This is a genomic window from Mastigocoleus testarum BC008, from assembly GCF_001456025.1.
Taxonomy (GTDB): domain Bacteria; phylum Cyanobacteriota; class Cyanobacteriia; order Cyanobacteriales; family Nostocaceae; genus Mastigocoleus; species Mastigocoleus testarum.
In genome coordinates this window covers 247996-271577 of record NZ_LMTZ01000107.1, presented here as the reverse complement: position 1 = coordinate 271577, position 23582 = coordinate 247996, and the positions used below count along the sequence as shown (strand labels likewise).

The window sequence follows — 23582 nt, the reverse complement described above, 5'->3', positions numbered from 1 at the left end:
AACTCCTGACTTCTGACTTACAAAGAGTTAAGAAAATTCTTGCTCAATTGTAATGGTGTTGCTTTTAGAAGTACTTATAATTAAGGAAATTTCTTAATTGAAAAGCTAAAAGATGGTCAAGACATAGGTCATACTATCATCGCTCTTCCATCCAAATGGGGAAGTAAAAATCTCAGACCATTTTTTAACCTCAAACAGGGATTGAGTTTGGAGCTTTATTTTCTAACACTATGAATAAAATCATCACTTTTGGCTAAAAGTCTTATCCAGCAAGGATTTTACTTTTTAACTTTGATGAGAGTGATGGAAGAGCGTTACTCGACAACACAAGTTATGAGGGTTTTATTCTGAGGAGTTAATAATAAGGATAAAAATTTATTTTCTCCCCACACTCCCCACACCTCCCACACTCCCCACACTCCCCAAACTCCCCACACTCCCCACACTCCCCACACTTCCCATCCTCACAAATTCCTCAAATTATCTTTGTATAACAGTGAATATCGAGCGAAGAGGATAAAAGAGCTTAAATCAGTACTTTCTTTTGTTGTGCAATACCTTTGATAGGAAGCTTTACTATGTTAAACAAAGTAATTAATACCCACCAACAATCTAAAGAACAATGTCTAGTATTATCTTTTCATGAAGTAGGAATTGCAGATATTTCTCTAGTGGGTGGTAAAAATGCTTCTTTGGGGGAAATGATCCAGCGACTCATACCTAAAGGCGTCAAAGTCCCCACAGGATTTGCAACTACCGCTGAGGCTTATCGTCGTTTTATCGAAGCAGGGGGATTAGAAACCCAACTGAGAGATATTTTTGCTTCGTTAGATGTAGAAGACATTGATAGTCTGCGCAAGTGTGGCAAAAAAGCCAGGAATTTGATCCTACAAACCCCCTTTCCACAGGAATTACAAAAATCGATTGCAACAGCTTATAAAAATCTTTGCTCTGAGTATGGTCCTGATATTGACGTAGCAGTTCGCTCCAGCGCTACAGCGGAAGACCTACCCGACGCGAGCTTTGCTGGACAGCAAGAAACTTATTTAAATGTTCACGGTCTATCCGCTGTTTTACAAGCTTGTCATAAGTGCTTTGCATCTATTTTTACAGACCGTGCAATTTCTTATCGACAACTTAAAGGCTTCGATCATCTCAATGTGGCTTTGTCAGTGGGCGTACAAAAAATGGTACGTTCTGATTTAGCAGCTTCCGGTGTGATGTTTTCTATCGATACCGAAAGTGGTTTTAAAGATGCGGTGTTAATTACAGCTGCCTATGGTTTAGGTGAAAATGTAGTTCAAGGGGCAGTAAATCCAGATGAGTACTTGGTATTCAAACCTACACTAAAACAAGGGTATCGCCCAATTTTAGATAAACGCCTCGGCACCAAAGAAATTAAAATGGTGTACGATTTAGGCGGTTCTAAGTTGACTAAGAATATTCCTGTATCTTCAAGCCAGCGTCAGAAATTTGCTTTGAATAACGATGAAATTTTACAATTGGCACACTGGGCTTACATAATTGAAGAACACTATTCCCAAGCACGGGGTACTTATACCCCCATGGATATTGAGTGGGCAAAAGATGGGATTACTAATGAATTATTTATTGTCCAAGCTCGTCCAGAAACAGTCCAATCGCAAAAGCTAAATAATATCCTCCGGACATATCGCCTCAAAGATAATGCAAACATAGCCAAGAAAGAATCTTTATTGGTCACAGGTCGCAGTGTTGGCGAAACGATCGGACAAGGTAAAGCCAAAATTATTCTAGACGTACATAATCTTAACTTGTTCCAACCAGGAGAAGTATTGGTAACTAACCGTACCGATCCTGATTGGGAACCAATAATGAAAAAAGCTGGTGCAATAGTAACAAATTCAGGAGGACGCACCTGTCATGCAGCAATCATTGCTAGAGAAATGGGAATTCCTGCAATAGTTGGCTGCGGTAATGCTACTACTGTGTTAAAAACTGGACAAAATATTACTGTTTCTTGTGCAGAAGGAGAAACAGGTAAAGTTTATCAAGGATTATTACCTTACGAAGTCGAAGAAGTAAGGTTGGAGAAATTACCTCACACTCAAACTAAAATTATGATGAATGTGGGTAATCCAGAAGAAGCTTTTGGCTTGAGTGCTATACCTAATGATGGGGTAGGACTTGCAAGGATGGAATTTATTATCGCCAACCACATAAAAGCCCACCCATTAGCATTAATTAACTTTGATAGATTAGAAGACAAACTCGCTAAATCCAAAATTGCAGAATTAACCAAACAATACCAAGATAAACCTCAATTCTTTGTAGATAGATTAGCCCAGGGTATAGGTACCATTGCTGCAGCATTCTATCCCAAGCCTGTCATAGTTCGTCTGAGTGATTTTAAGAGTAACGAATATGCAAACCTTTTAGGTGGAAGGGAATTTGAACCCAAAGAAGAAAACCCAATGCTGGGATGGCGCGGTGCTTCTCGCTATTATGATGAACGTTATCGTCAGGGCTTTGCTCTAGAATGTCAAGCCATGAAAAGAGTACGAGATGAAATGGGTTTAACCAACGTAATTTTGATGGTTCCATTTTGTCGTACTCCAGAAGAAGGTAACCGTGTTTTAGCAGAGATGGCGAAAAATGGCTTAGTTAAGGGTGAAAATAACCTACAAGTCTATGTAATGTGCGAACTACCATCTAATGTTCAATTAGCCGATGAATTTAGCAAAATTTTCGATGGATTCTCCATTGGTTCTAACGATTTGACCCAGTTAACACTTGGTTTGGATCGGGATTCAGGATTGATTGCACATTTATTTGACGAGCGCAATGAAGCAGTTAAGCGAACAATAGCTAAAGCTATAACTACTGTCAAACTACACGGACGTAAAATTGGTATCTGCGGACAAGCACCCAGTGATTATCCAGAATTTGCTCGTTTCTTAGTCCAACAAGGTATTGATTCTATAAGTCTCAATCCTGATTCAGTATTGAAGACCATGTTGAAAGTCGCCGCTGTCGAACAGAAAAGTTAAAATTGTATTTACATATTTACTTGGAAGAGAACAGGGAGAGATAAAGTAAGGAATACAAGATTAGAAATTCATATTCCTATTTACGCTCAAATTCAAATTCAAATTCAATTCAAATTCATCTCTAAATTCTTGAACTCCCTACCTTCCAAACATCTAACACTCCCAATACCTCCTAAAATTCCCAACATCCAAGGAGTTAACCTATGTTTCACAGGCTTCTTGTTGCAATCGATAATTCTGATATGAGTCAGTACGTTTTTGATGAAGCAGTATCTTTAGCAAAAACAAATAATGCAAACTTAATGTTGCTTCATGTCTTAAATCCCTTAGATGAGCAATATATTAATGGTATGGTTATAGAACCAACTATTTTTTATTTAGAACACCAAGGCGAAAGTAATAAAAAATGTATTGATTGGGAAAGGCTTGAAGAACAAAGGTTAAAGTGGCTCAAATCCAAGTGCGAGCGAGCAGAAAAATTAGGTATAGTCACTGAATCTAATCAACACATTGGCGAACCAAGCCGAATAATTTGTGATGTCGCTTATAGTTGGGATGCAGATCTAATTGTGATCGGTCGTCGCGGTCTTCGCGGTTTCAGTGAATTTTTTCTTGGCAGCGTTAGTAATTATGTACTTCATCATGCCCATTGTTCGGTGTTAATTGTACAAGGTCCAGTTACTGAGACCGACGCTCGAAAAGTATCTCAAACACAAAAGTTGAAAACTGAAACTGACACTAAAACTGAAACTGAAAATAGTGTTTGAAATGAAATGTATTCGCACCCTGTGGGGAGAAAATCAAAAGTAAGAAGTCAGAAATAACCAATTCAATCATTCATCCTATTTCCCAATCTTCAAGGAGTAAAATATGTTTCACAACGTTTTGGTTGCAATCGATACTTCCGACATAAGTCAGTACGTTTTTGATGAAGCTGTATCTTTAGCAAAAATAAATGATGCACGCTTGCTGTTGCTTCATATCTTAAATCCATTAGACGAACAATATATCGATCCCGTATTTGTTCAACCAACCATTCTTTATCCAGAGTACCAAGCTCAAAGGAATGAGATACACCTCAAAGACTGGAAAAAGCTTAAGGAAGATAGGTTGAAATGGCTACATGCTCGGTACGAAGAAGCGAAAAACTTAGGTATTGTAACTGAATTTAACCAATATGTTGGTGAAGCGGGTCGAACCATTTGTGATACTGCACTTAGCTGGGGTGCAGATATAATTATTATGGGTCGTCGCGGTCGTCGCGGCTTAAGTGAATTTTTCCTTGGTAGTGTTAGCAATTATGTATTACATCATGCATGTTGTTCTGTACTAGTTGTACAAGGTCCGGCGAATAAAACTACTGATGAAGAAGTATCTGAAACAGAAAAAATAACTGAAAAAGAAAAAATTTCAAATTCATAACTCTTTCATAACTCTAGATTTTTTTAACAGAGGTAAAGTTGGCTTTGCTGTTTGGCTGCAAATCCTTAATCCCACGCTCATGCTTTCCATAGAAGAGACGTGGGGTCTACTGCGTTTCAGCTAAAATTTCATATATTATAGCTTTACTTACGATCGCACTAAAAGGATTGGAAAATAAGAGACAAAAATAAACATAAAAATAAAAATAAAGTGGCGATCGCCCCCGATGGTAAAATTATCGCGAGTGCTAGCGTTGATGGTACAATTAAGCTGTGGCAGCCAGATGGGAAATTACTCCTAAACTTGCAAAACTCTCGGGCGGTATATTCAATCGCTTGGAGTCCAGACGGGAAAATCCTTGTCAGTGGGGATACTAACGGTAATATTGTATCCATTGCCTTTGCTCCTAATGGTAAGTTCCTTGCTAGAACACCAGTCCAGTAGAAGCTGTTGACAAATTAAGTAGATTATGTGGTAGAAAATTAGGAATTTCTCCAACAATAGTTGACACTGTAGCGGGGACTTCACAATTTACCGGAAAACAGAAGAAGCGTAGGGAAATAAAACTCCCCTTCCCATGTAATACATGGAAAATAGAAGTTAAATAGAGATTTGGGTTTACCATGAGACACAGCCACATCAACAAACATCCGCTTTTGTTGCCTAAACACGAGCATTCACAGGCTTATCGGGTGCTTGCATTTTATTTGGGAGCATGCTTGCCCCATGTATTACGCGGTAAAATCAGTTAAAATCAACCATGTAATACACGGGAATTGCAGTAGTGAAGCGAGATATTCAGGGAAAGCTTGCGATTAATTGAATTGGTTTCTACACCAAAAACAACTTTCCGTGTAATACGTGCTTTAATCCCTCTTTCCATGTATTAGACGCAAACGGGAGTTTTAATATTCTTTGTGAATTAAATTTTTGCTGCTTTAATTAGCCTGTACTTATTCTCCTTTTCGTTGAATTTTCAAGTTCGCCAACAGTATCATTAGTTTTACACATGCGAGCAAGAACGTGCAGATTGTGTACAACAGCCATACGTCGGAGGTCAAAAAGGTTTTTGCGTAATCCAAGATAGCGAGCTTTATCTCCCTGCCATTGACCAATATGGGCTAGAGTATGTTCAACACTAACACGTTCGCGGAGTTTAGCACGTCCTGTGTTACTAGTTTGACGTTCCCGTAATTCTGCAAGTAAAGATTCATCTGGGTGAATTGAGATGCTACGACCATGCTTGCTTTGGGTACATTGAGAACGTTTTGGACAACTGTCACATTCATGTTTGGGGAAGCGGACAACACTCCCCTCAGTAAATGGTAAACTGACTCCATTTGGACAGCGAATCAAATGCTGTTCCCAATCAAGAACAAAGGCATTTTTATCAAAAAAATGACCATTTCTGACCTTCCATGGCTTACAAATAATAGTCATTGTAGGTGTACGCTGTTTGACCCAATGGCTGGTCAAATATGCGCGGTCAATCTGTAACTCTTGAATTATTACTTGCTGAGAGTTTAAGTCTTCTTCGATGTCTGGAGTTACTGATGCTTCAGGTGCATTTGCAGGTGTAACGCCAACAGCCCGTACCATTTGTAGTTCTAAATCCTTTAAAACATGGCGTTTGTAACCATCAACACGTTTATTGCGGCTTTTACGTCCATGACGCATTTCCTCATCCTGAATTGAAATACGTCTATTTTTGGCAACGCCCTTACGGAGCTTTGGGGAGCCATCTGATGTCTCCTCTACATCTTGTGTTTCAATCTGTCGTGCATCTTTAAGGCTTTTKTTGACCTGACTGATTGTTTTGTGATCCAAATCKGTTTTTTCTTCTACCCAGGACTCAACTGAATTCAAAGCTTGTAAAATTGTTGACAGTGCTAAATTTCGCGCTTGTGGGTCATCCCAATCTAAATCCAGAGCTGCTTTGAGGCTTGTTCCTGTCACTACTTCTGCTCCTGCACTTGTAGCAACAGTTACTAAGTCCTGTTGATAATTCTGAGATATTACCTCCAACGCTTTTCGTAGTGCATGACCTAATAGATTATACGTATCTTCGACTCGTGCGGCTCCCCATAGTGGACTCGAATCAAGGGCTACTCTTAATGAACGTGAGTTATATTCTCCCGAACTTTGTGCCATTTCAATTGTTTTTTCAATTAACCGTCGGTCAAAAGAATTTGCTATTAAGAGTGCTCGAAATCTTACCAGTGTTCCTTTTCCAAATGGTGCTTTCTCGCAATCGAGGCAATCTAAAACTAGCTGCCACCGTCTGTCCATTTCAATTGCTTCTATTGCTTCTTCGTCTGAAACTCCAGTATATGCTTGGAGAATGATTGCCAGTGACAATTGTGCTGGTGCTATTGGGCACAATCCTACACTACTATCTTTGAAAATTGTCCCTAATTCCCTTTGAAAATCTGGGTCGAATAACTCGTGACGTATTTTTCTCAAAAATACGAACAACTTTGCTTTGCGTATACGTTTGGCTACTTTTTGTTCTGCTACTGACAATTCTACTGGAGGCTTCCAAATTTCTGGACGCATCTGTATGCACTCCTGATACCACAGTTCTCCAATATTAGCCTCTGCAAAAACTGTACCTTTTGTCAATATCTTCTACTGGACTGGTGCTCTAGTAGGAGTTTTGGCTATAAAGAAATAAAGCTTTGGAATATTATAATAACGAATAAATTAGTTCGTAGTTTGACTGATGGCTCCGTAGGTGGGGTAAATTCTCTGGTGATCGATCCTAATGGTAAGTTTCTTGCTGGTTATTTCCGTATGAAAGGAGATATTTACTCCCACGGAGCAGTAATAATATGGGGGTTAGAGACAGGAGAAGTTTTTGATACTTTCGATGTAAAGATGAACAGACTCCATACAGTAGCTTTTAGTCCCGTTAGCGCAGCGTCCCCGCAGGGGATTGGGAAAACCCTTGTAGTCGGTGGTTTTGGTTTATAAATTCAGACTTGGGTATGTCTGCACCTAAAAGTAGGGGAAATGTCCAAGTTACACCTAGTTTACCTTACCAAGATGCGACCAAAGCCCCTAATTTTAATTGTGGGGATGTAGGGCGCAGGGGAATTGATTCCCCTTCTTAATTTATCTGGCAATCTTATACTCAATATGTTAGTATAAGATAAGAGGTGTTTTAAAATTATGTTGGTTTTTGAGCTCAAAGCATACGGGAAAGAAAGTCAATACAAAGCAGTAGAGGAAGCAATTCGTACAGCCAAGTTTATCCGTAATAGCTGCATTCGGTTATGGATGGATAAACCCAAGACTGGTAAAAACGATTTGCAGAAATATTGTGCTGTATTGGCGTCTCGATTCCCTTTTGCTAACGAACTCAATTCAATGGCAAGACAAGCAAGTGCAGAACGAGCATGGTCATCGATTTTTCGGTTTTATGACAACTGCAAAAAAGGCAAGCCAGGGAAGAAAGGATATCCTAGATTCCAGAAAGATTGTCGCTCTGTTGAATACAAAACCTCAGGATGGAAGCTTGCTGACAATCGCAAATACATAACTTTCACCGACAAAAAAGGTATTGGGCGGTTAAAACTAAAAGGTACTCGTGATTTGCATTTCTATCAAATAAAGCAGATTAAACGAGTACGCTTAGTTAAACGAGTAGATGGCATTTATGTGCAATTCTGTATTGATGTAAAGCGTTCTGAGAATATTGAGGCAACTAATTGCACTATTGGGTTAGATGTTGGAATTGCATATTACTACACCAATTCTCATGGTGAGATTGTTGAAAATCCTAAGTTTCTCCGCAAAGGTGAAAAAGTTCTCAAGCGCTCTCAACGTAGAGTATCTAAAAAAGTTAAAGGTTCAAACAACAGGAGAAAAGCTAGACAGATTTTAGGTAAACGTCACCTCAAAATAAGTAGGCAACGTAAAGACCATGCTGTGAAGTTAGCGCGGTGCGTAGTTCAGTCTAACGACTTGATCGCTTATGAAGATTTGAGGATCAAAAATTTGGTGAAAAATCATTGTCTGGCTAAATCCATTAATGATGCATCTTGGTATCAATTCCGTGTCTGGGTTGAGTACTTTGGAAGAGTATTTGGGCGGGTAACAGTTGCGGTACCTCCCCAATACACAAGCCAAGAATGCTCTAGCTGTGAACAAGTTGTAAAGAAAACCCTATCTACTAGGACTCATGTTTGTGCATGTGGTTGTGTGATGGATAGAGATGAGAATGCAGCTAGAAATATCCTTCGTCGAGGATTGAGTACGGTGGGGCACACCGGAACTTTTGCGTTAGACGCAAGCAACGCTTGGGGAGATGAAACCTCTACTCAGTCTGGTGTAAACCTGGTTGAGCAAGTATCCTCTAAGAACCAAGAATCCCCTAGCCTTTAGGCATGGGGAGTGTCAAACCGGTCATGTCTACTCTTTGAATCTCAGTTCAGTTGGAAAAACCCTTGTACTTGTAAGTAGTGGTGCAGATAATGGAGGTAGTGTTGCTATCTGGTCTGTGGGTGAATAGATAATCTATTGGTAACTATAATTTATTACAACACTCAAGCAAATTTAACATTTGTACTTGGTCGGTTGCTGAAATGGGTTAGTTAGAATGGGTATTTATGAACTTATTTGTAACTTAACGACTAAATTAACAATAAGTAAGCATAAAAGCTAGCGTAACCCATTCTTAAAACAACTTTCCTGAGTTCACCAAAAAGATTATGAGTCAAGAATACTACAATCAAGGCTTAGAAAAATTAAAGCAAAAAAACTACAAAGCAGCAATCGAACAATTTACTCATGCTTTGCAGGAAAATCCTTACTTTGCCGATGCTTATCGCTATCGGGGTTTAGCATACTATGAATCAGGAGACATATACCAAGCAATTTCCGATTATAGTGAGTGTCTAAAATTAAATCCCAGGAATGGAGAAGCTTATTATTGTCGCGCACTGACAAGGTTAGAATTGAAAAATTTACCTGGAAGCTTAGATGATATTGAAAAAGCTATTAATATCAATATCAATTATGCCGCAGCCTACGATTTAAGGGGGATAGTTCGGCGTAAACAAGGTTACACCACAGATGCGATCGCAAACTTTAAAAAAGCAGCAGATTTATATCTGCGACAGAAAGATAAAGAAAATTGTCGACTTTGTTTAGAAAAGATTAAACAGTTACAGCCAAAAGAATATCAAACAGCAATAGGACAGGTTACTCAAGAATCTAGACATCAGCAATCTAAAAATCAGAACTTACCGATAGTATCCGAAGATGATTATTTTACTGAATTATTAGATAAAGCCGAACGTGGGGATACCCCAGAAGCATTAGAAGACTTGAACTGGTTACTCTTAACAGATCCCCAAGATGGTAAAGCTTATTGTTGTCGAGGTATAGTCCGCTTCAAACAAGGTAAATACCAAGAAGCAATCTCAGATTTTAACCAAGCTTTGGGATTAGATTTTCGGGATGCAATAGTTTACCGGAGTCGTGGTAAGGTACGTTCCCATTTAGGAGATTTTCAAGGAGCAATTAAGGATTTCAATTCTGCCATTAGCATGGATCCAGAAAATACCTCAGTTTATGTTGGTAGAGGTAATACTTACCGAGAAATGGGAAATTACATCGGAGCTATAGAGGATTATACCAAGGCCATTGAATACGATTCCAAGAATGCTCACGCTTATTATAATCGCGGTATTGCTTACACCTACATTGAAGAAGTACAACGCGCTGTAGATGACTGTCAACGCGCTATCAGCATATTTTGCGAAAAAGAAGACTGGGAAAATTACCAAACAGTCTTAAATCATATGAAAAAATTTAAATCTCCCAGTCCCGAAATTCAAAAAACAAACGATGAAGTTCTGCGACAGCGTCTTTTAAGACTAGTTGGGGGACATTGGGCGATCGCAGAAAGATTAATCGAACAAGCTAAGCATTACTATCCAGGGATGTCTGAAGAATGGTATCTGGAAACAGTAATTTACGATTTAGAGCGTGACAAAGATGATTCCAACTAAAGCTTTAAATAAAATAAAATACAATAAAATAAATTAAATATTTGCAAAATTTTATTTGGTTAATTTCACTTTGAAAATCCTCAAACTAAAGTCAATTTTTTTTGACGACATATATAGATTTTTTAAGTTATCCAATAAATCATGATTTCAGTGCAGGATTTTCCTCAAATTTTTTCTCATTGGAATTCCAGTACCATCCACCACAAAACTTAACACCTATATATCCCAACAATCTACGCCATCTGCTTACACCTGCTTGTTGCATCATTCGAAGAAATAGATCGTCGACTTCTTTGCGAGAATAGTATACACCTTTAGTTTTAATACTACCCAATATTGGTTTTTGCTGGAAGTACTCTCGGGTCCCTCCCCTACTCATATACATGAAATCATGAATTAATGGTGCTTCCAGTGAAAGCTCATGAGTTCCAATTACGATCCAAAATAATCTGGGAATCGAAGAGAGATCGAACTCAAAACCCTTATCTAGAATAATTGTAGATTTTTTAATTTCATCTCGATAAGAATATTTTTCTTGCAAAGTCCATATATTCTCCTGGGGGTCATAAGATACTTTTGCTCTTGGAAATTTTGGGATTGCTTGTTTATTCAAAATTTGCATCAGTATACTTTTCCAAGCATTATGATGTAATTTTATTTGTGGAAATTCTGATATTATTTGTTGATTGGGAATTTGCATCAGTTTATTTTTTCTGATCTGTGTGAAAGATTTTTTGTATTTTCTAGTTAATTCTTCAGACCAAAAGTCTTTATTTACGTATTTTTTAGGTAAATAAATCGACACAAAATTTATCTTACAGAAACCTGTAGTAAATAAACGCAAAAGTATTGACTAGCAGAACAAGAATAACAAATAAGCCCAATTGTATGAGAACAACCGAGCTCGTGACTACTAGAAATACCAGTATTTAACTAATTTTTAGTGACTCTTGTATTCTGTCTTATAGCGGATTGCAACTAAGTGAGGTACAGTTCAAAAACTGAAAGTCAGTTATAAAGAAGATTCTACTCCTGACTCCTGTCTTCTGACTCCTGAATTCTGCTGTACAACTCCCATAGAGACGTTTTCACAAAAAGGACTATTGTCTCTACAACTCCTGTTCCCGAACTACCCATATACATAACACCTATTCATGTTTTTCAAGAAACAACCGGTAAATGGGCTGGTAAAACACTAATTGCTGCTATAGCCACATAGATTAAGGCAAAACGGGTTTCAAATATAGCGATATATTGAAATCGAGCTTTACAATACCAACTACGAAGCCCGACCGCTACAGCAAATTTAATTAAAGCCACAACGAATGCTAAAGCTGTAAATATATTCAACCAACCCAGTAAATAAAACCCAGCGACTATTGTGCTTGCAATAACGTGATAAGTCACCCCCAAGATTGGAGAACTTGTCTTCTTCCGTCGTAATTTGATGCTGAAAATCGCACTACCAAAAAACAATGTGTTCAACAACCAAATCGCTATTACTTCTACACAAAGGCTATGTGTAGTTGCTGCATAAGCCAAAGGAGTTGATAAACAAATCCCTGCAAATGTCACCAGTTCATTGAGAATTGACTTATGTTTTTTCTGCAATACAGCAACAACATCAGCAATGAATGCTATCAATGCTAAAGCATAAATCCAGACTAAAACCGGAGACTGAAACCACAACCAAATAGCGATCGCAATTGCGACTGTCCCGTAAATCCCACTCCAAATTAAAAATCTCGGTTTCCAAGTGCTCCTCTGTTTAATTTGAACCACTAAAGGATGCTCTGCTTGCAGAGCAAAAAACGCACAAATAAATGCTAATGTTGTGCAATAATTCCAGGCTTGGGCTAAAGCAGATCCGGTCACAACGGAACCCAACAAAACCAGTAAAACTCCATGCTCTGGAGAAAAAGTCGGTCTCAAGCAATTCTTGAAATTAATTTGCAACTTTTGCTCTGACACATCTGATGCTCTAGCAAATCCAATCATGCCGCTATTCCCGATATGTAACCTTTACAGCAGAAAAAAATATCTGAAAGTGTTATTCCGTTCGCAATTAGATAAAATTAGTTTTGGTTAATTAATCTTTTGATTAGTGATACTTATGATTATATCTTGATTTATTTGATATAAATTGTCAATAGTGAAAAAATAATTAATTTGTATCACAAATCACAATCCACGCTAGATGATTTGAAACTTGCGCGTCCTAAACAAGACCATGAAATTATTCTGGGTAACTTTATGAGTAGCTGAAATAAGTCTTGAAAATACAGTACTTCACAAGTAAATGAGGTACAAAACTATATCCTCAAACTTGTTTTATTTGAGCATTAGTGTGTGTCTGAATCTAACTCATCAACTTGAAGTATGCTGTAAGTACTTGAGTAAAATTGATTAAAAACTTTGTTGGAGAAGGGAGTAGAGAGGAAAAATAGCCGATGTACCTATGAAAACCTTTTCACAAAAATACTACTAGCCATGTCTGCGCCTAGCCCTAAGCATTTATCATTTAAGTTGACAACTACAGAACCGGTTTTGGTCACACTAATGACCTGTAATTCAGTTCCAATCGTAAATCCCATATTCAGTAAGTAATCAATGCAGTCTATAGGATCGATTTCGATAATACAAACAACATCTCCCAGTTGAGTCTCAGATAGTGATATCAAATTTGCACGAGAGTTCAAGTTAATTTTTCGAGATTGAGCGCCACAAAAAAACTGGAATCCAGCCCATTTTCCAGTCTCTGGCGAATTGAAGTTATTATCGGCATTGTCACTATTTTTCAAGGCTGACCTCCATTACTTATTTTATTGATTGATTTATTTAAGTTGCCAATTTATTCGTAGAACTCTACTCTCAAAACTCAATTTTGTTAAAATATATATTAGTAATTTATCGCTAAATCTTTTCAATAAAAAGCCAAATTAGTTACTATTTTAATTTTTTATTCGATCAGAGTGCTGCTCATTTACCGTAAATCATAGAAATTATAGTTACAATACAAGTATTCCATACAGTTAATATATTATCTTGTCTATTGACAAATATACGCAATTATTTTATAGTTTCATCAGAATTCATATATCAAAAATCTCACGTTTTTTCTAAGTAAAAATTCTTCTTATTACTGTCATCAGGTGTATTTTGTTTGATTTGATTTTGATTATCTACTGATATGGCTTTTCCATACAGATAGTTTTTTACTCTTCTATAGGCGATACTCATTCAAATCAACGTTCCATATGAATGTTAATTCTTGTCGTTTGTCGGTTCTTTATTAAACAAGCAACTTATCTTGTGGGTTTACATAACATTGAGTCCGCAAGATTTTTTATTGTCAATTGTTAAATATCAAGCAGCCAGGTATCGCACCACGGAATAAGATTAGGACATCGGTAAATCCGGAAAAGCTATGATGTGCAAACTTTTCACTTCTTACTTCTTACTTGACTCCTGACTTATTTTGTCCTAACGCCTAAGTTCTCAAAACCCTTGCATCTCAACGATTTCTATACATAGCTCATTGATTTTTTCTAAGTCAGGTTTATTTGGTAAATTAGAACCTTCGTAAACTTCATCCATCTCCACAACAACATCATCAGCCATTTTCATGACTTGTTCGTAAGTATATTTACCTTGGAGAATGGCTCTCAAATCTTCTGCATCACCAGCAACTGTACGATCGACAATTAGTTCTCCAGTGCGTAATATTTCTAATCCACTGCGAAGCAATCGAATGCAATGCATTCCATGCTTGAGGTCAAAACCGGACTTTCTCTCCATTTCGGCTCTCACAGGATTTCGATTTTCTTTCCAAGCTTGATAAGCTTTCCATTCTCGTAGAGCAACCTGATACCTTTGGCTTTTCTTGAGTAAACGAATAAAATCTTTGCGACTGTTAGTTAAATTTTGAGTATACTCTAAAGTCTCATCTGGTAAAACATACTGTTTCAGCAAACTTTTAAAATCAACTTCCGCAGTCAATAACTTATATAATTGCTCCGCTTCTTCTAAAAACTCAACCTTACCTCTAATTAATAGATAAAGATATTCCAAAAAAGTATTCAGTTCTTCTTTTGTCAGCAGGGGTTCGTCTTCAATTCCAAAATCAGTCGGAAGCGGCTTTTTTTGGGGAGGATTTAACAACCACTTACGATGGGTTTCCATCTTTTTGATTTGGGCTGACGCATAGCCAGAATAGGTATGTTTAACCTTTTTACTTAAAAATAACTGACGATTCTCGATTAACAGTCGTCCCACCGATGTCAAAACAGGATATTGTGTCAACCACAATAATTCTAGAACATTGGGATTTGCACCAGATAATAACTGGATTAATTTTCTAATCTCATAAATAACCGTATCTGTTGCTCCATCTAAAAATGGAAATATCCCTTCCTCATTCCAACCAGAATCTTTTTGTTCTACTCGGTCGAAACCCAAATAATATCTTTTTGGTGCAATAAATGCTCCTCGGTAATCATAATCTGAATCTGGACGGTTTAATCCATATCCATGACTACCTGCTAAGCCAATAAAAATAGTTCTTTTTTCAACATCAATTCTTTTCATGAAGCTCGGATAATTGTAAATGGTAATCAGTAGTGTTTGGGATTTACTTCAAAGATTAAGATAGAAACGAAGTGATATAGCAATCCTAAATCACTCGTGAGAATCGATATTCTAGAGACGTTGCATGCAACGTCTCTACGTGATTGATCTATTCATAAATCAAATATGATTACTATAGTTTATTAATTAATTTATTAATTTATTAGTTTATTAATTTATTTATTAATCTAAATGATTTATTAATCCAAATGATTTATGGATTTTAATTCGCTGAGTGTAACAGTTCAAGCCATTGTAGCGCTAGCATTTGCGGTAGATGCTGACCAACAATCGGAAATAAAGACAAATAAGAAAGAAAAAATCTGGGCGGCTGATGCTACCCAGAAATTTTGGTGCTGTCCTGTGTTGTGTCCCTATTAACTACAGAGCCTTAGTTATCATTTCGGAAACCAACATAAATTTTTTGTGAGTAATTATCTGTTTCAGCAAAAATACATAGAAATCAGAAGAAATAGTAATTAAGTACTATTTTGGTACTACGTAATAAGGTTAGGATATCGGTTAATCCTGTTTGTCCTACGGACACGAGTTTAGCCTGCGGCGTCGGCGGATCCGTTTGGAACGTAGCGCAGCGATAGATGACTTAGTCATAGCCCCTCTCTAGTCTCTAGCTATAGCTGCACTACTACGGAGCCACTATCTCTCAATGTATGACCTTTTCTATAATGGGTTAACACGCAACCATAAGAACCATCTCTGGACTAGATACCGTAAGGAATGATCGTTTAAGTGGACTTGTCGAACCAAGAATCTACGTCCCTATAGCACAACAGAGTTTCAAAATAAAACCTTTTAAGGAATGAAATAGTCCTACCTGTATATAAGTTCTAAAAGATAATGCTATTATCGATTGCCATATTTACTGCATCCAATGCCATTGATTGGGAAAATAGTAGGTCATTGTATTGTGACATTTGGTTGACATAGTCATTCAAGGTAGGCGTATAAATTTCCTTTTCAAAGGTCCCAAACCATATACCATCAGCATATTCTACATCAACTAACTCGTATTGCTTATCCCACAATGTTTGACTACTTTCTATAAGTTCATCAAAAGTGCTTGCGGTGTGATAAGCGCTAGTAATACTAGAATCATCTTGAAAAATTCCAAACCAGATACCATCAACATGTTCAACATTGACTAAGTCATATTTTTCATCCCATCTTGCTTTAATTTTTTCTTGGAATTCACCAATACTGTTTGCGGTGCTATAAGCATTACCGCCAGGAAGATCTTGAAAAACCCCAAACCATATACCGTCAGTGTATTCAATATCTACTAAGTCATATCCTTCATCCCATCTTGCTGAAATTCTTTCTTGGAATTCATCAACACTGCTTGCGGTGCTATAAGCATTAGCACCAAAATCTTCTTGAAAAATTCCAAACCAGATACCATCAACATGTTCAACATTGACTAAGTCATATTTTTCATCCCATCTTGCTTTAATTTTTTCTTGGAATTCACCAATACTGTTTGCGGTGCTATAAGCATTACCGCCAGGAAGATCTTGAAAAACCCCAAACCATATACCGTCAGTGTATTCAATATCTACTAAGTCATATCCTTCATCCCATCTTGCTGAAATTCTTTCTTGGAATTCATCAACACTGCTTGCGGTACTATAAGCATTGTTAGACATAGCTATTTCTCTCAAATAAATATTTGCATATTTTTTATGTCAGTATTATATGAAACAATTACAACTTTGCATGTATTTTTGTACACACTGACCCTCAATCGGGTGTTAACAAATTTCTCACAACACTTGGAGCTAATTTAACTACAGTAAATCAAGTGTTAAACAGCAACAAATAGTATTTTTTTTACTTGTTTCCATGAGTTTATAGCAGCAAAAATAGCTTTCCATATATTGCGATTGCGCTTAGTATTTACGTCTCCCATCAATTAATTTATTATTTTCATTTTTCTTACTTCTAGAACCACAAAGACGTGCGGAGAATACTTTGATAAGCTCTAAAACTTCTTGCACCAGTTCTTTCGCTTAAATGCTATTTCTTCCGATGACTTATTGGTGATAACTACCTCAGTTAAATTTTCCTGGGTCAGACTTAGATTAATCTGCATCAAAATAATATTGTCGCTCCGAAATTTTGTTAGAATGCTAAACTACTTACTGTCTTACTCCTGCTCGGATCAGGTAAACAGACGGCAAATGCTGGGAATTGAAATATTCCAGCTACCTGTACGGCAACTTTAAATAAAATATCCATGACCTACGCAATTATTGAAACTGGCGGCAAACAGATTAGAGTCGAAGCAGGTCGTTTTTACGACATCGAGCGACTTTCTGCGGGCGAAAATGAAAAAGTTACCATTGACTCAGTCTTACTTGTACAGCACAACGGTGAAGTAAATATAGGACAACCATTGGTAAGTGGTGCGACAGTAGAAGGGACCGTAATGCGACACTTCAGGGATCGTAAAGTACTGGTCTACAAAATGAAGCCCAAGAAGAAAACCCGCAAAAAGCGCGGTCATCGTCAGGAAATTACCAGATTGATGATTGATTCTATCAGTTTGAATGGCTCAACCTTGATAGAAGCAGCGACTGAAGAAAGCAGTGCTGCACCTGCAGAAGCTGCTGCAGAATAATAGGTAATGAGTAATGAGTAATGTTAGCGCCTAGCGGTAGCGTACCGGATCCGCAAGGTAGCGCAGCTATAGGTATTGCGGGGCGCGTAGAAGCGCGTAAGCGTACCGTAGGTATTGCGCACAGTAATGAGTAACGAGTAGTGAATAAGACTTCTGCTTGAAGTAAGAAAACTCAACTATTCAATTGATTGTTTATCTTCTTTATGAATAAGGATATATCCTTGTCATCTTAGATATTGTCAATTTTGCTCCTGCTTACAAAAAAATGTACGCACTCACAGCGTAAATTAAGCAAAACTTTAAGTTGCTTGATGATAATAGGCTTTTGCTTAATTACTTATTACTTATTACTTCTTACTTATTACTCTAAAAGGCTTGGTAAGGTAAGAATATTCACCGAGAAAAAATTTGCCAAGAGATAAGTACAGAAAACCCTTATCCTCAACTTTAAAATCAAACACAGGAGAAAACCATGGCTCATAAGAAAGGAACGGGTAGTACCCGTAACGGTCGCGACTCAAATGCTCAGAGACTAGGTGTGAAGCGTTATGGCGGTCAAGCTGTTCGTGCAGGAAATATTATTGTGCGTCAGCGCGGTACCAAGTACCATCCTGGAAACAACGTTGGTATCGGTAAAGATGACACAATTTTTGCCCTCATCGATGGAGTGGTAGCCTTCGAAAGAAAAGGTAAAAGTCGTAAAAAAATCAGTGTTTACGCAACTACTCCAGTGGCTAGCTAAGTAATTACACTTTTTCTTTTTTGAACCAGACTAGTCCAGGAAATTTAGAAAAGAAAAATTAATTAACTCTCAGAAATAAATTATCCCATCATTATTATTTTGCTGGACACATAATAGTCAGGCTTCAGCAAATGAATGATGGGATGTTTTTAATTTTCAAGTTTCTTCGTAGAGATTCTAGTGAAATAAAAACCAGTTATCACAAGGTGTCAAGTATAGAAGTTTACAAAGTTTACTACCTCTACTTTCAAAATATCAAAATATCAAAACTTCAAAACTTCAAAACTCAAATACTTCAAGATTCATTAGCAATTTTGCTCGCAAGCACCAATGCTTACCCAGGTACTAGAACCATCAGCCCAAAATTCTTTTTTCCAAATTGGAGCGTTATGCTTGAGAGTATCGATCGCATAACGACAAGCTTCGAAGGCTTCAGAACGATGGGGACAGCCAATAGCGACTAACACACTAATTTCACCTATTTGTAAACGTCCTATCCGGTGTTGGATTACTATTCGCTTAACATCAGTCCATTGTTGTCGGATGTGAGCAGCAATTTGATAAAAAATTTGTAACGCCATTGGTTCATAAGCCTGATATTCCAGTGCAATAACGGCTTTACCATCAGTCTGATTACGAACCATACCGCTCATCATTACTACAGCACCATTAGCATGGTCATCAGCTTTGACATAAGCTTCATCTGGTGACAACGGCGCAAAACTAATACCGAAGCTATCTTCAGCATTCGGCTTAATAGGCGTACTTCCGGGGTTTTTGAAAATTAGATCCATTGGCTACGAGTCTGTTATTCAAGACGTTTTAAATATTGTTACATTTTGTATGGCAAAATCGCACTCAGTGCATCAGTCTTGAAACTAAAGGTGATTCCTAAAAAGCAGAAATATTCATTAAATGATGTTGGTTAACGCCTAATGGCTTGCATTGACCAAAACCCATGAAATTACTCTTATTTGCAATCATCAGAGCAATAACATCCAAAAAATCCTATAGGTAATTAGTTTAACCCATATCGCTAAAGCAGACATATTTGACAAATTTAAGATTTCTGGTAGTACAAACTAGGGACTTATATAGGAAATATATTTATTTGTGGAAACTATTTTTTTGCACAAACATTTTAAACAAGTTATTTAAATAAATTAGTTTAGGCAAATTATTAAACGATTTTAAGCATGGGCTCAAAGGTTAAAAATGTTAAGTAAAAACTAAACATTTTCCCTTTTATTTTTGCTTCATCATACAAAAAAAGTTTAATATATTCTTCACATATAAACTTTCGTATTGTATTCAACAGTCTTTTGTTCGCTTGTAAGGAATATTTATAATGCGAAGTCAAAGTTATAACAAAATTTTCCAACATTTATTGCGAATATCTATTTTGAAATATAAGCTTCAAAATGTTGTGATTTTAAAATTACAACATTTTAAAATGTTGTGAATCTAACTGTTCGGTAAAAACTTACTCTTGACAAAAATGCTAATAATTACGTAGTCTCTAAAATGTATAACTAAAAACATCCATATAGATAAATCACAATTAATGGTAATTTATAGGGCATATTACTATAATTAAGGTGATAAAAATAGCTGAAATTAATTGAAAACATTAAAAAATGAATCAATAGAAACACAACCTTGCGGTTATCGTTTTATTTCTAGAGCTTGAAGGCTAGTTTTAATTTTCTGCACAACAAAAATTATCTGCTCTGAAATACGCTAATTGCAAATGGTATGAGAATCTTACTCATTAACCGATAGGAATAAAGATGTCTTTTGCGGCTAAATATATAGCAGTTATAGCCTTATAAGCTGTAACTCATATTGATTTCCTGCTTTAGTAATGAAATATCTGCCAGCCAGGTTCAAGAAAATTATAATGACAGCAATAGTAGGAAAATTTGATGAACTCTCTATTGTCTAAAAAAGAGTTAGCAAGGATTGAGGCATTGTATCAATATCGAATTCTTGATACTTCTCCAGAAGAAGAATTTGATGATTTGGCTTTTTTAGCAGCGCAAATTTGCCAAACACCAATAGCACTGATTAATCTGATTGACATCAACCGCCAGTGGTTTAAAGCTAAAGTAGGTTTAGATGTAGAAGAAATGCCCCGAAGTATGGGGTTTTGTCCTTTATGCATAGAACAAAATGATGTTCTAATTATCCCCGACACTTTAGCTGACGAACGATTTGCGAATTCTCCTGTTGTTCAATCTTATCCTTTTGCTAGATTTTATGCTGGCGTACCTCTAATTACTTACCAAGGACATGATATTGGAACTTTATGTGTTGTTGACACTGAACCAAGAGAGATTAGCGAGCAACAAATAAAATCATTACAAGCTATCAGTCGTCAGATAATTAAACAGTTGGAAATTAAAAGAAATTTATCTGAACTGGTAGATATTAAGAAAGAATACCAACAAGCACAGGTAGCATTAAGAGATAGTCAAGGTATTATTAATAGCTTTTTTGAGAGTGCCCCAATGATGATGGGGATAATCGAAATTGTTGATGATGATATCTTACATATTTCTGGTAATGCTGCTGCTGCAGAATTATTTGAGATGACCCCGGAAGAAATGGGGAATCGCTTACTGAGTGAAATGAACCTACCACAACAATATTTGCAAGCGTGGGTTCAAAGATATTTAGAAAGTTGCAGCGAAAACTTACCCTTCACCTTTGAAGATTCCTATGATAAACCTACGGGAAAAATATGGCTCAAAATAACAGTTTCGCCAATTCCTTGTGATAATAATCGTCAAAGATTTGCTTATTTTGTTGAAGATATTACCGAGCGCAAACGGGTAGAATCAGAGCGATTACAGTTATTAGTTAACGAACAAGCTGCACGAAATAGAATTACAAATATTTTTGAAAGTATTACCGACGGTTTTGTTGCATTAGACCGTCAGTGGTGTTTTACCTATGTTAATCAACAAGCAGAATTACTTTTACAAAGAACAAGAAAACAACTTTTAGGAAAGAGTATCTGGGAGGAATTTCCCGAGTCATTACGATCTAAGTTCAATAAAGAATATAACCATGCATTATCAGCACAAGTCAGTGTTGAATTTGAGGAGTTTTATGCTCCACTTAATATATGGTTTTCCGTTCATGCTTATCCATCTAAAGAAGGATTATCGATTTATTTTCAAGATATTACTGAAAGGAAAAATTACGAAGAAAATTTACGGTGGAAAGAAGCTTTATTACGTTCTATGAACAGCGTATCGCCACTTGCTTTTTATGTGGTTGATCATACGACAGAAAATATTTTATTTGCAAATGAACGTTTCCGGGAACTTTGGGGAATTGAACAACTCAAAGAAGCAATGGAAAGTAGTACGCTGAAACATGCAGATGTGATGAAAGCGTGCCAAAAATCAATGGGAATCATTCCATTTGACACTTGCTTGCCAGAATCAATGGAGAAATGCATCTGTGAAGATGAGATATTTTTACCTGATGGTCGAACAATTCGGCGTTTTTCTCGACAAATTTTAAATGATGGATTAGATTTCGGGCGTTTGTATATTTTAGAAGATATTACAGCACGCAAACAGGTAGAACAACAAATAAGAGAACAAGCAGCGTTATTAGATTTAACAACAGATGCAATTGTTCTGAGAGATTTATCTAACCATATTTTACTTTGGAATAAGAGTGCCGAAAAACTCTATGGCTGGAAAGAAGAAGAAGTTATTGGCAAAAATGCTAATCAATTATTAAAAACAGAATTTAAACATTCAGAAAAAATTTTAAGTAGTGTATTAAAAAAAGGAATTTGGCAAGGAGAATTAAAGAAAATTAGTAAATTTGGCAAGGAAATTATTGTTGATAGTTGTTGGACCTTGGTAAAAGATGAAAACCGTAAAGCAAAATCTATTATGGTTGTTGACACTGACATTACTCAGAAAAAACAACTAGAAACTCAATTTCTACGCGCCCAACGAATGGAAAGTATTGGGACTTTAGCTAGTGGAATTGCTCACGATTTAAATAATGTACTTTCGCCAATCTTGATGTCAGCACAGCTATTGAAGCTTAAATCTCAAGATGAAAGTATAATTGAAATGTTATCAATCGTTGAAAAAAATGCTAAGCGTGGCGCGAACCTAGTTAAACAGGTACTTTCCTATGCAAGAGGGATAGAAGGCGATCGCACATTGTTGCAGATGAAGCATTTGATTTTGGAAATGCAGCAAATTATCGACCAAACTTTTCCCAAATCAATTCGTACAGAAATCGATATTCAGCCTGATTTATGGGATGTTTACGGTGACAATACCCAAGTTCACCAAGTACTGATGAATTTATGTCTCAATGCTCGCGATGCGATTTCAGAATATGGAACCCTGAGGATATCGGTCGAGAATATTTTTATCGATGAGAATTACGCCCAAATGAATCTGGAAGCAAAGGTTGGTTCTTATGTGCTTCTCAAGGTTGAGGATACTGGAATCGGCATTCCAAATGATTTATTAGGAAGAATTTTCGAACCATTTTTCACCACCAAAGAATTTGGTCAGGGTACCGGATTGGGACTTTCAACTGTGATGGGTATTATTAAAGGTCATGGTGGTTTTATTAGTGTTTCTAGTCGTGTAGGTCAGGAAACAAGTTTTCATGTCTATTTACCAGCAAGTAATGTTTCCCTGGAACAATTGGTAGAAGATATTGCAGCTACCCCTTCGGGTTGTGGAGAATTGATTTTGGTGGTTGATGATGAACCAGCAATTAGAGAAATTACTAAAAATTCTTTGGAACATCATAATTATCAAGTTATGACTGCTAGCGATGGGATAGAAGCAGTTGCGATCTATGCTCAGTATAGAAGTAAAATCAGTGCTGCCATCATTGATATGATGATGCCAAATATGGATGGAGCAACAACTATTAGTACGCTCAGAAAAATGAATCCTACTGTGCGAATCGTTGCTGTGAGTGGTTTAATGAACAGTGAAAATCTCCCTGGTAAAAATACAGACAATGCTGTAACTTTTCTTCAGAAACCTTATACTACTCAAGCATTACTACAAAAACTTCATAAAGTTTTGCCTGAAAACTAATCCAAGTAT

At 36.8% G+C, this 23582-nt stretch carries 19 protein-coding genes; 12 read left to right on the top strand and 7 right to left on the bottom strand.

Annotation, left to right across the window (positions count from 1 at the left end):
- Positions 1-578 precede the first annotated feature (578 nt).
- The 4 genes from ppsA to BC008_RS26410 all read left to right on the top strand — a co-directional run bounded on the left by ppsA (position 579) and on the right by BC008_RS26410 (position 4895).
- Entirely contained in the window at positions 579-3029 is a 2451-nt protein-coding gene (gene ppsA, locus BC008_RS26425) for a phosphoenolpyruvate synthase (RefSeq protein ID WP_027844183.1), read from the top strand.
- A gap of 203 nt (positions 3030-3232) precedes the next feature.
- Complete coding sequence (locus tag BC008_RS26420; protein ID WP_058183875.1) at positions 3233-3796, top strand: universal stress protein; 564 nt, start codon at positions 3233-3235, stop codon at positions 3794-3796.
- 103 nt (positions 3797-3899) lie between these two features.
- Positions 3900-4451 carry a universal stress protein gene (locus tag BC008_RS26415; RefSeq protein ID WP_027844184.1) on the top strand — a complete coding sequence of 184 codons (552 nt, stop codon included), beginning with the start codon at positions 3900-3902 and terminating at the stop codon, positions 4449-4451.
- A 210-nt stretch (positions 4452-4661) separates the two neighbouring features.
- The gene (locus BC008_RS26410) at positions 4662-4895 is read left to right on the top strand and encodes a WD40 repeat domain-containing protein (protein WP_027844185.1); all 234 of its coding nucleotides are present in this window, start codon (positions 4662-4664) and stop codon (positions 4893-4895) included.
- Positions 4896-5393: 498 nt separating this feature from the next.
- Here BC008_RS26410 and BC008_RS26405 read toward each other — a convergent pair whose 3' ends face one another.
- A complete protein-coding gene (locus BC008_RS26405; RefSeq protein WP_058184037.1) occupies positions 5394-7007 on the bottom strand; it encodes an IS1182 family transposase in 1614 nt (537 codons plus the stop codon).
- Between the two features lie 159 nt (positions 7008-7166).
- On the opposite strand from BC008_RS26405, the gene BC008_RS26400 reads away from it, so the two are divergent.
- The 4 genes from BC008_RS26400 to BC008_RS26390 all read left to right on the top strand — a co-directional run bounded on the left by BC008_RS26400 (position 7167) and on the right by BC008_RS26390 (position 10468).
- Positions 7167-7424, top strand: coding sequence for a hypothetical protein (locus BC008_RS26400; RefSeq protein WP_058183877.1), 258 nt, complete (start codon positions 7167-7169; stop codon positions 7422-7424).
- A 14-nt stretch (positions 7425-7438) separates the two neighbouring features.
- Positions 7439-7564, top strand: a complete 126-nt coding sequence (locus tag BC008_RS52190; protein ID WP_268768242.1) for a hypothetical protein — start codon at positions 7439-7441, stop codon at positions 7562-7564.
- 58 nt (positions 7565-7622) lie between these two features.
- Complete coding sequence (locus BC008_RS26395; RefSeq protein ID WP_027844188.1) at positions 7623-8837, top strand: RNA-guided endonuclease InsQ/TnpB family protein; 1215 nt, start codon at positions 7623-7625, stop codon at positions 8835-8837.
- Between the two features lie 326 nt (positions 8838-9163).
- Positions 9164-10468, top strand: a complete 1305-nt coding sequence (locus tag BC008_RS26390) for a tetratricopeptide repeat protein (protein ID WP_027844189.1) — start codon at positions 9164-9166, stop codon at positions 10466-10468.
- Positions 10469-10607: 139 nt separating this feature from the next.
- Here the strand turns inward: BC008_RS26390 and BC008_RS26385 are convergent, their stop codons facing one another.
- The 4 genes from BC008_RS26385 to BC008_RS26370 all read right to left on the bottom strand — a co-directional run bounded on the left by BC008_RS26385 (position 10608) and on the right by BC008_RS26370 (position 15055).
- Positions 10608-11168, bottom strand: coding sequence for a DUF1353 domain-containing protein (locus BC008_RS26385; protein WP_036266095.1), 561 nt, complete (start codon positions 11166-11168; stop codon positions 10608-10610).
- Positions 11169-11629: 461 nt separating this feature from the next.
- Positions 11630-12466, bottom strand: coding sequence for a YwiC-like family protein (locus BC008_RS26380; protein WP_027846526.1), 837 nt, complete (start codon positions 12464-12466; stop codon positions 11630-11632).
- Between the two features lie 458 nt (positions 12467-12924).
- Positions 12925-13269, bottom strand: coding sequence for a FeoA family protein (locus BC008_RS26375; protein WP_027846525.1), 345 nt, complete (start codon positions 13267-13269; stop codon positions 12925-12927).
- A 697-nt stretch (positions 13270-13966) separates the two neighbouring features.
- Positions 13967-15055: a nucleotidyltransferase domain-containing protein gene (locus tag BC008_RS26370; protein ID WP_027846524.1), complete on the bottom strand. Its 1089-nt coding sequence runs from the start codon at positions 15053-15055 to the stop codon at positions 13967-13969.
- 255 nt (positions 15056-15310) lie between these two features.
- Between BC008_RS26370 and BC008_RS49695 the strand changes: the two genes are divergently transcribed.
- Positions 15311-15475 (top strand): hypothetical protein, encoded by a 165-nt coding sequence (locus tag BC008_RS49695; protein ID WP_161938146.1) that lies wholly within the window; start codon positions 15311-15313, stop codon positions 15473-15475.
- A gap of 467 nt (positions 15476-15942) precedes the next feature.
- Here the strand turns inward: BC008_RS49695 and BC008_RS26365 are convergent, their stop codons facing one another.
- Positions 15943-16758, bottom strand: a complete 816-nt coding sequence (locus BC008_RS26365) for a hypothetical protein (RefSeq protein ID WP_058183879.1) — start codon at positions 16756-16758, stop codon at positions 15943-15945.
- Between the two features lie 590 nt (positions 16759-17348).
- Here BC008_RS26365 and rplU point away from each other — a divergent pair.
- Both rplU and rpmA read left to right on the top strand, forming a co-directional pair.
- On the top strand, positions 17349-17732 hold the full coding sequence (gene rplU, locus BC008_RS26360; protein ID WP_058183881.1) for a 50S ribosomal protein L21: 384 nt from the start codon (positions 17349-17351) through the stop codon (positions 17730-17732).
- Positions 17733-18204: 472 nt separating this feature from the next.
- Complete coding sequence (gene rpmA, locus BC008_RS26355) at positions 18205-18474, top strand: 50S ribosomal protein L27 (protein WP_027845676.1); 270 nt, start codon at positions 18205-18207, stop codon at positions 18472-18474.
- Between the two features lie 305 nt (positions 18475-18779).
- Here the strand turns inward: rpmA and BC008_RS26350 are convergent, their stop codons facing one another.
- Entirely contained in the window at positions 18780-19268 is a 489-nt protein-coding gene (locus BC008_RS26350; protein ID WP_027845677.1) for a molybdenum cofactor biosynthesis protein MoaE, read from the bottom strand.
- Positions 19269-20399: 1131 nt separating this feature from the next.
- Here BC008_RS26350 and BC008_RS26340 point away from each other — a divergent pair.
- Complete coding sequence (locus tag BC008_RS26340) at positions 20400-23573, top strand: hybrid sensor histidine kinase/response regulator (RefSeq protein WP_058183882.1); 3174 nt, start codon at positions 20400-20402, stop codon at positions 23571-23573.
- Positions 23574-23582 lie beyond the last annotated feature (9 nt).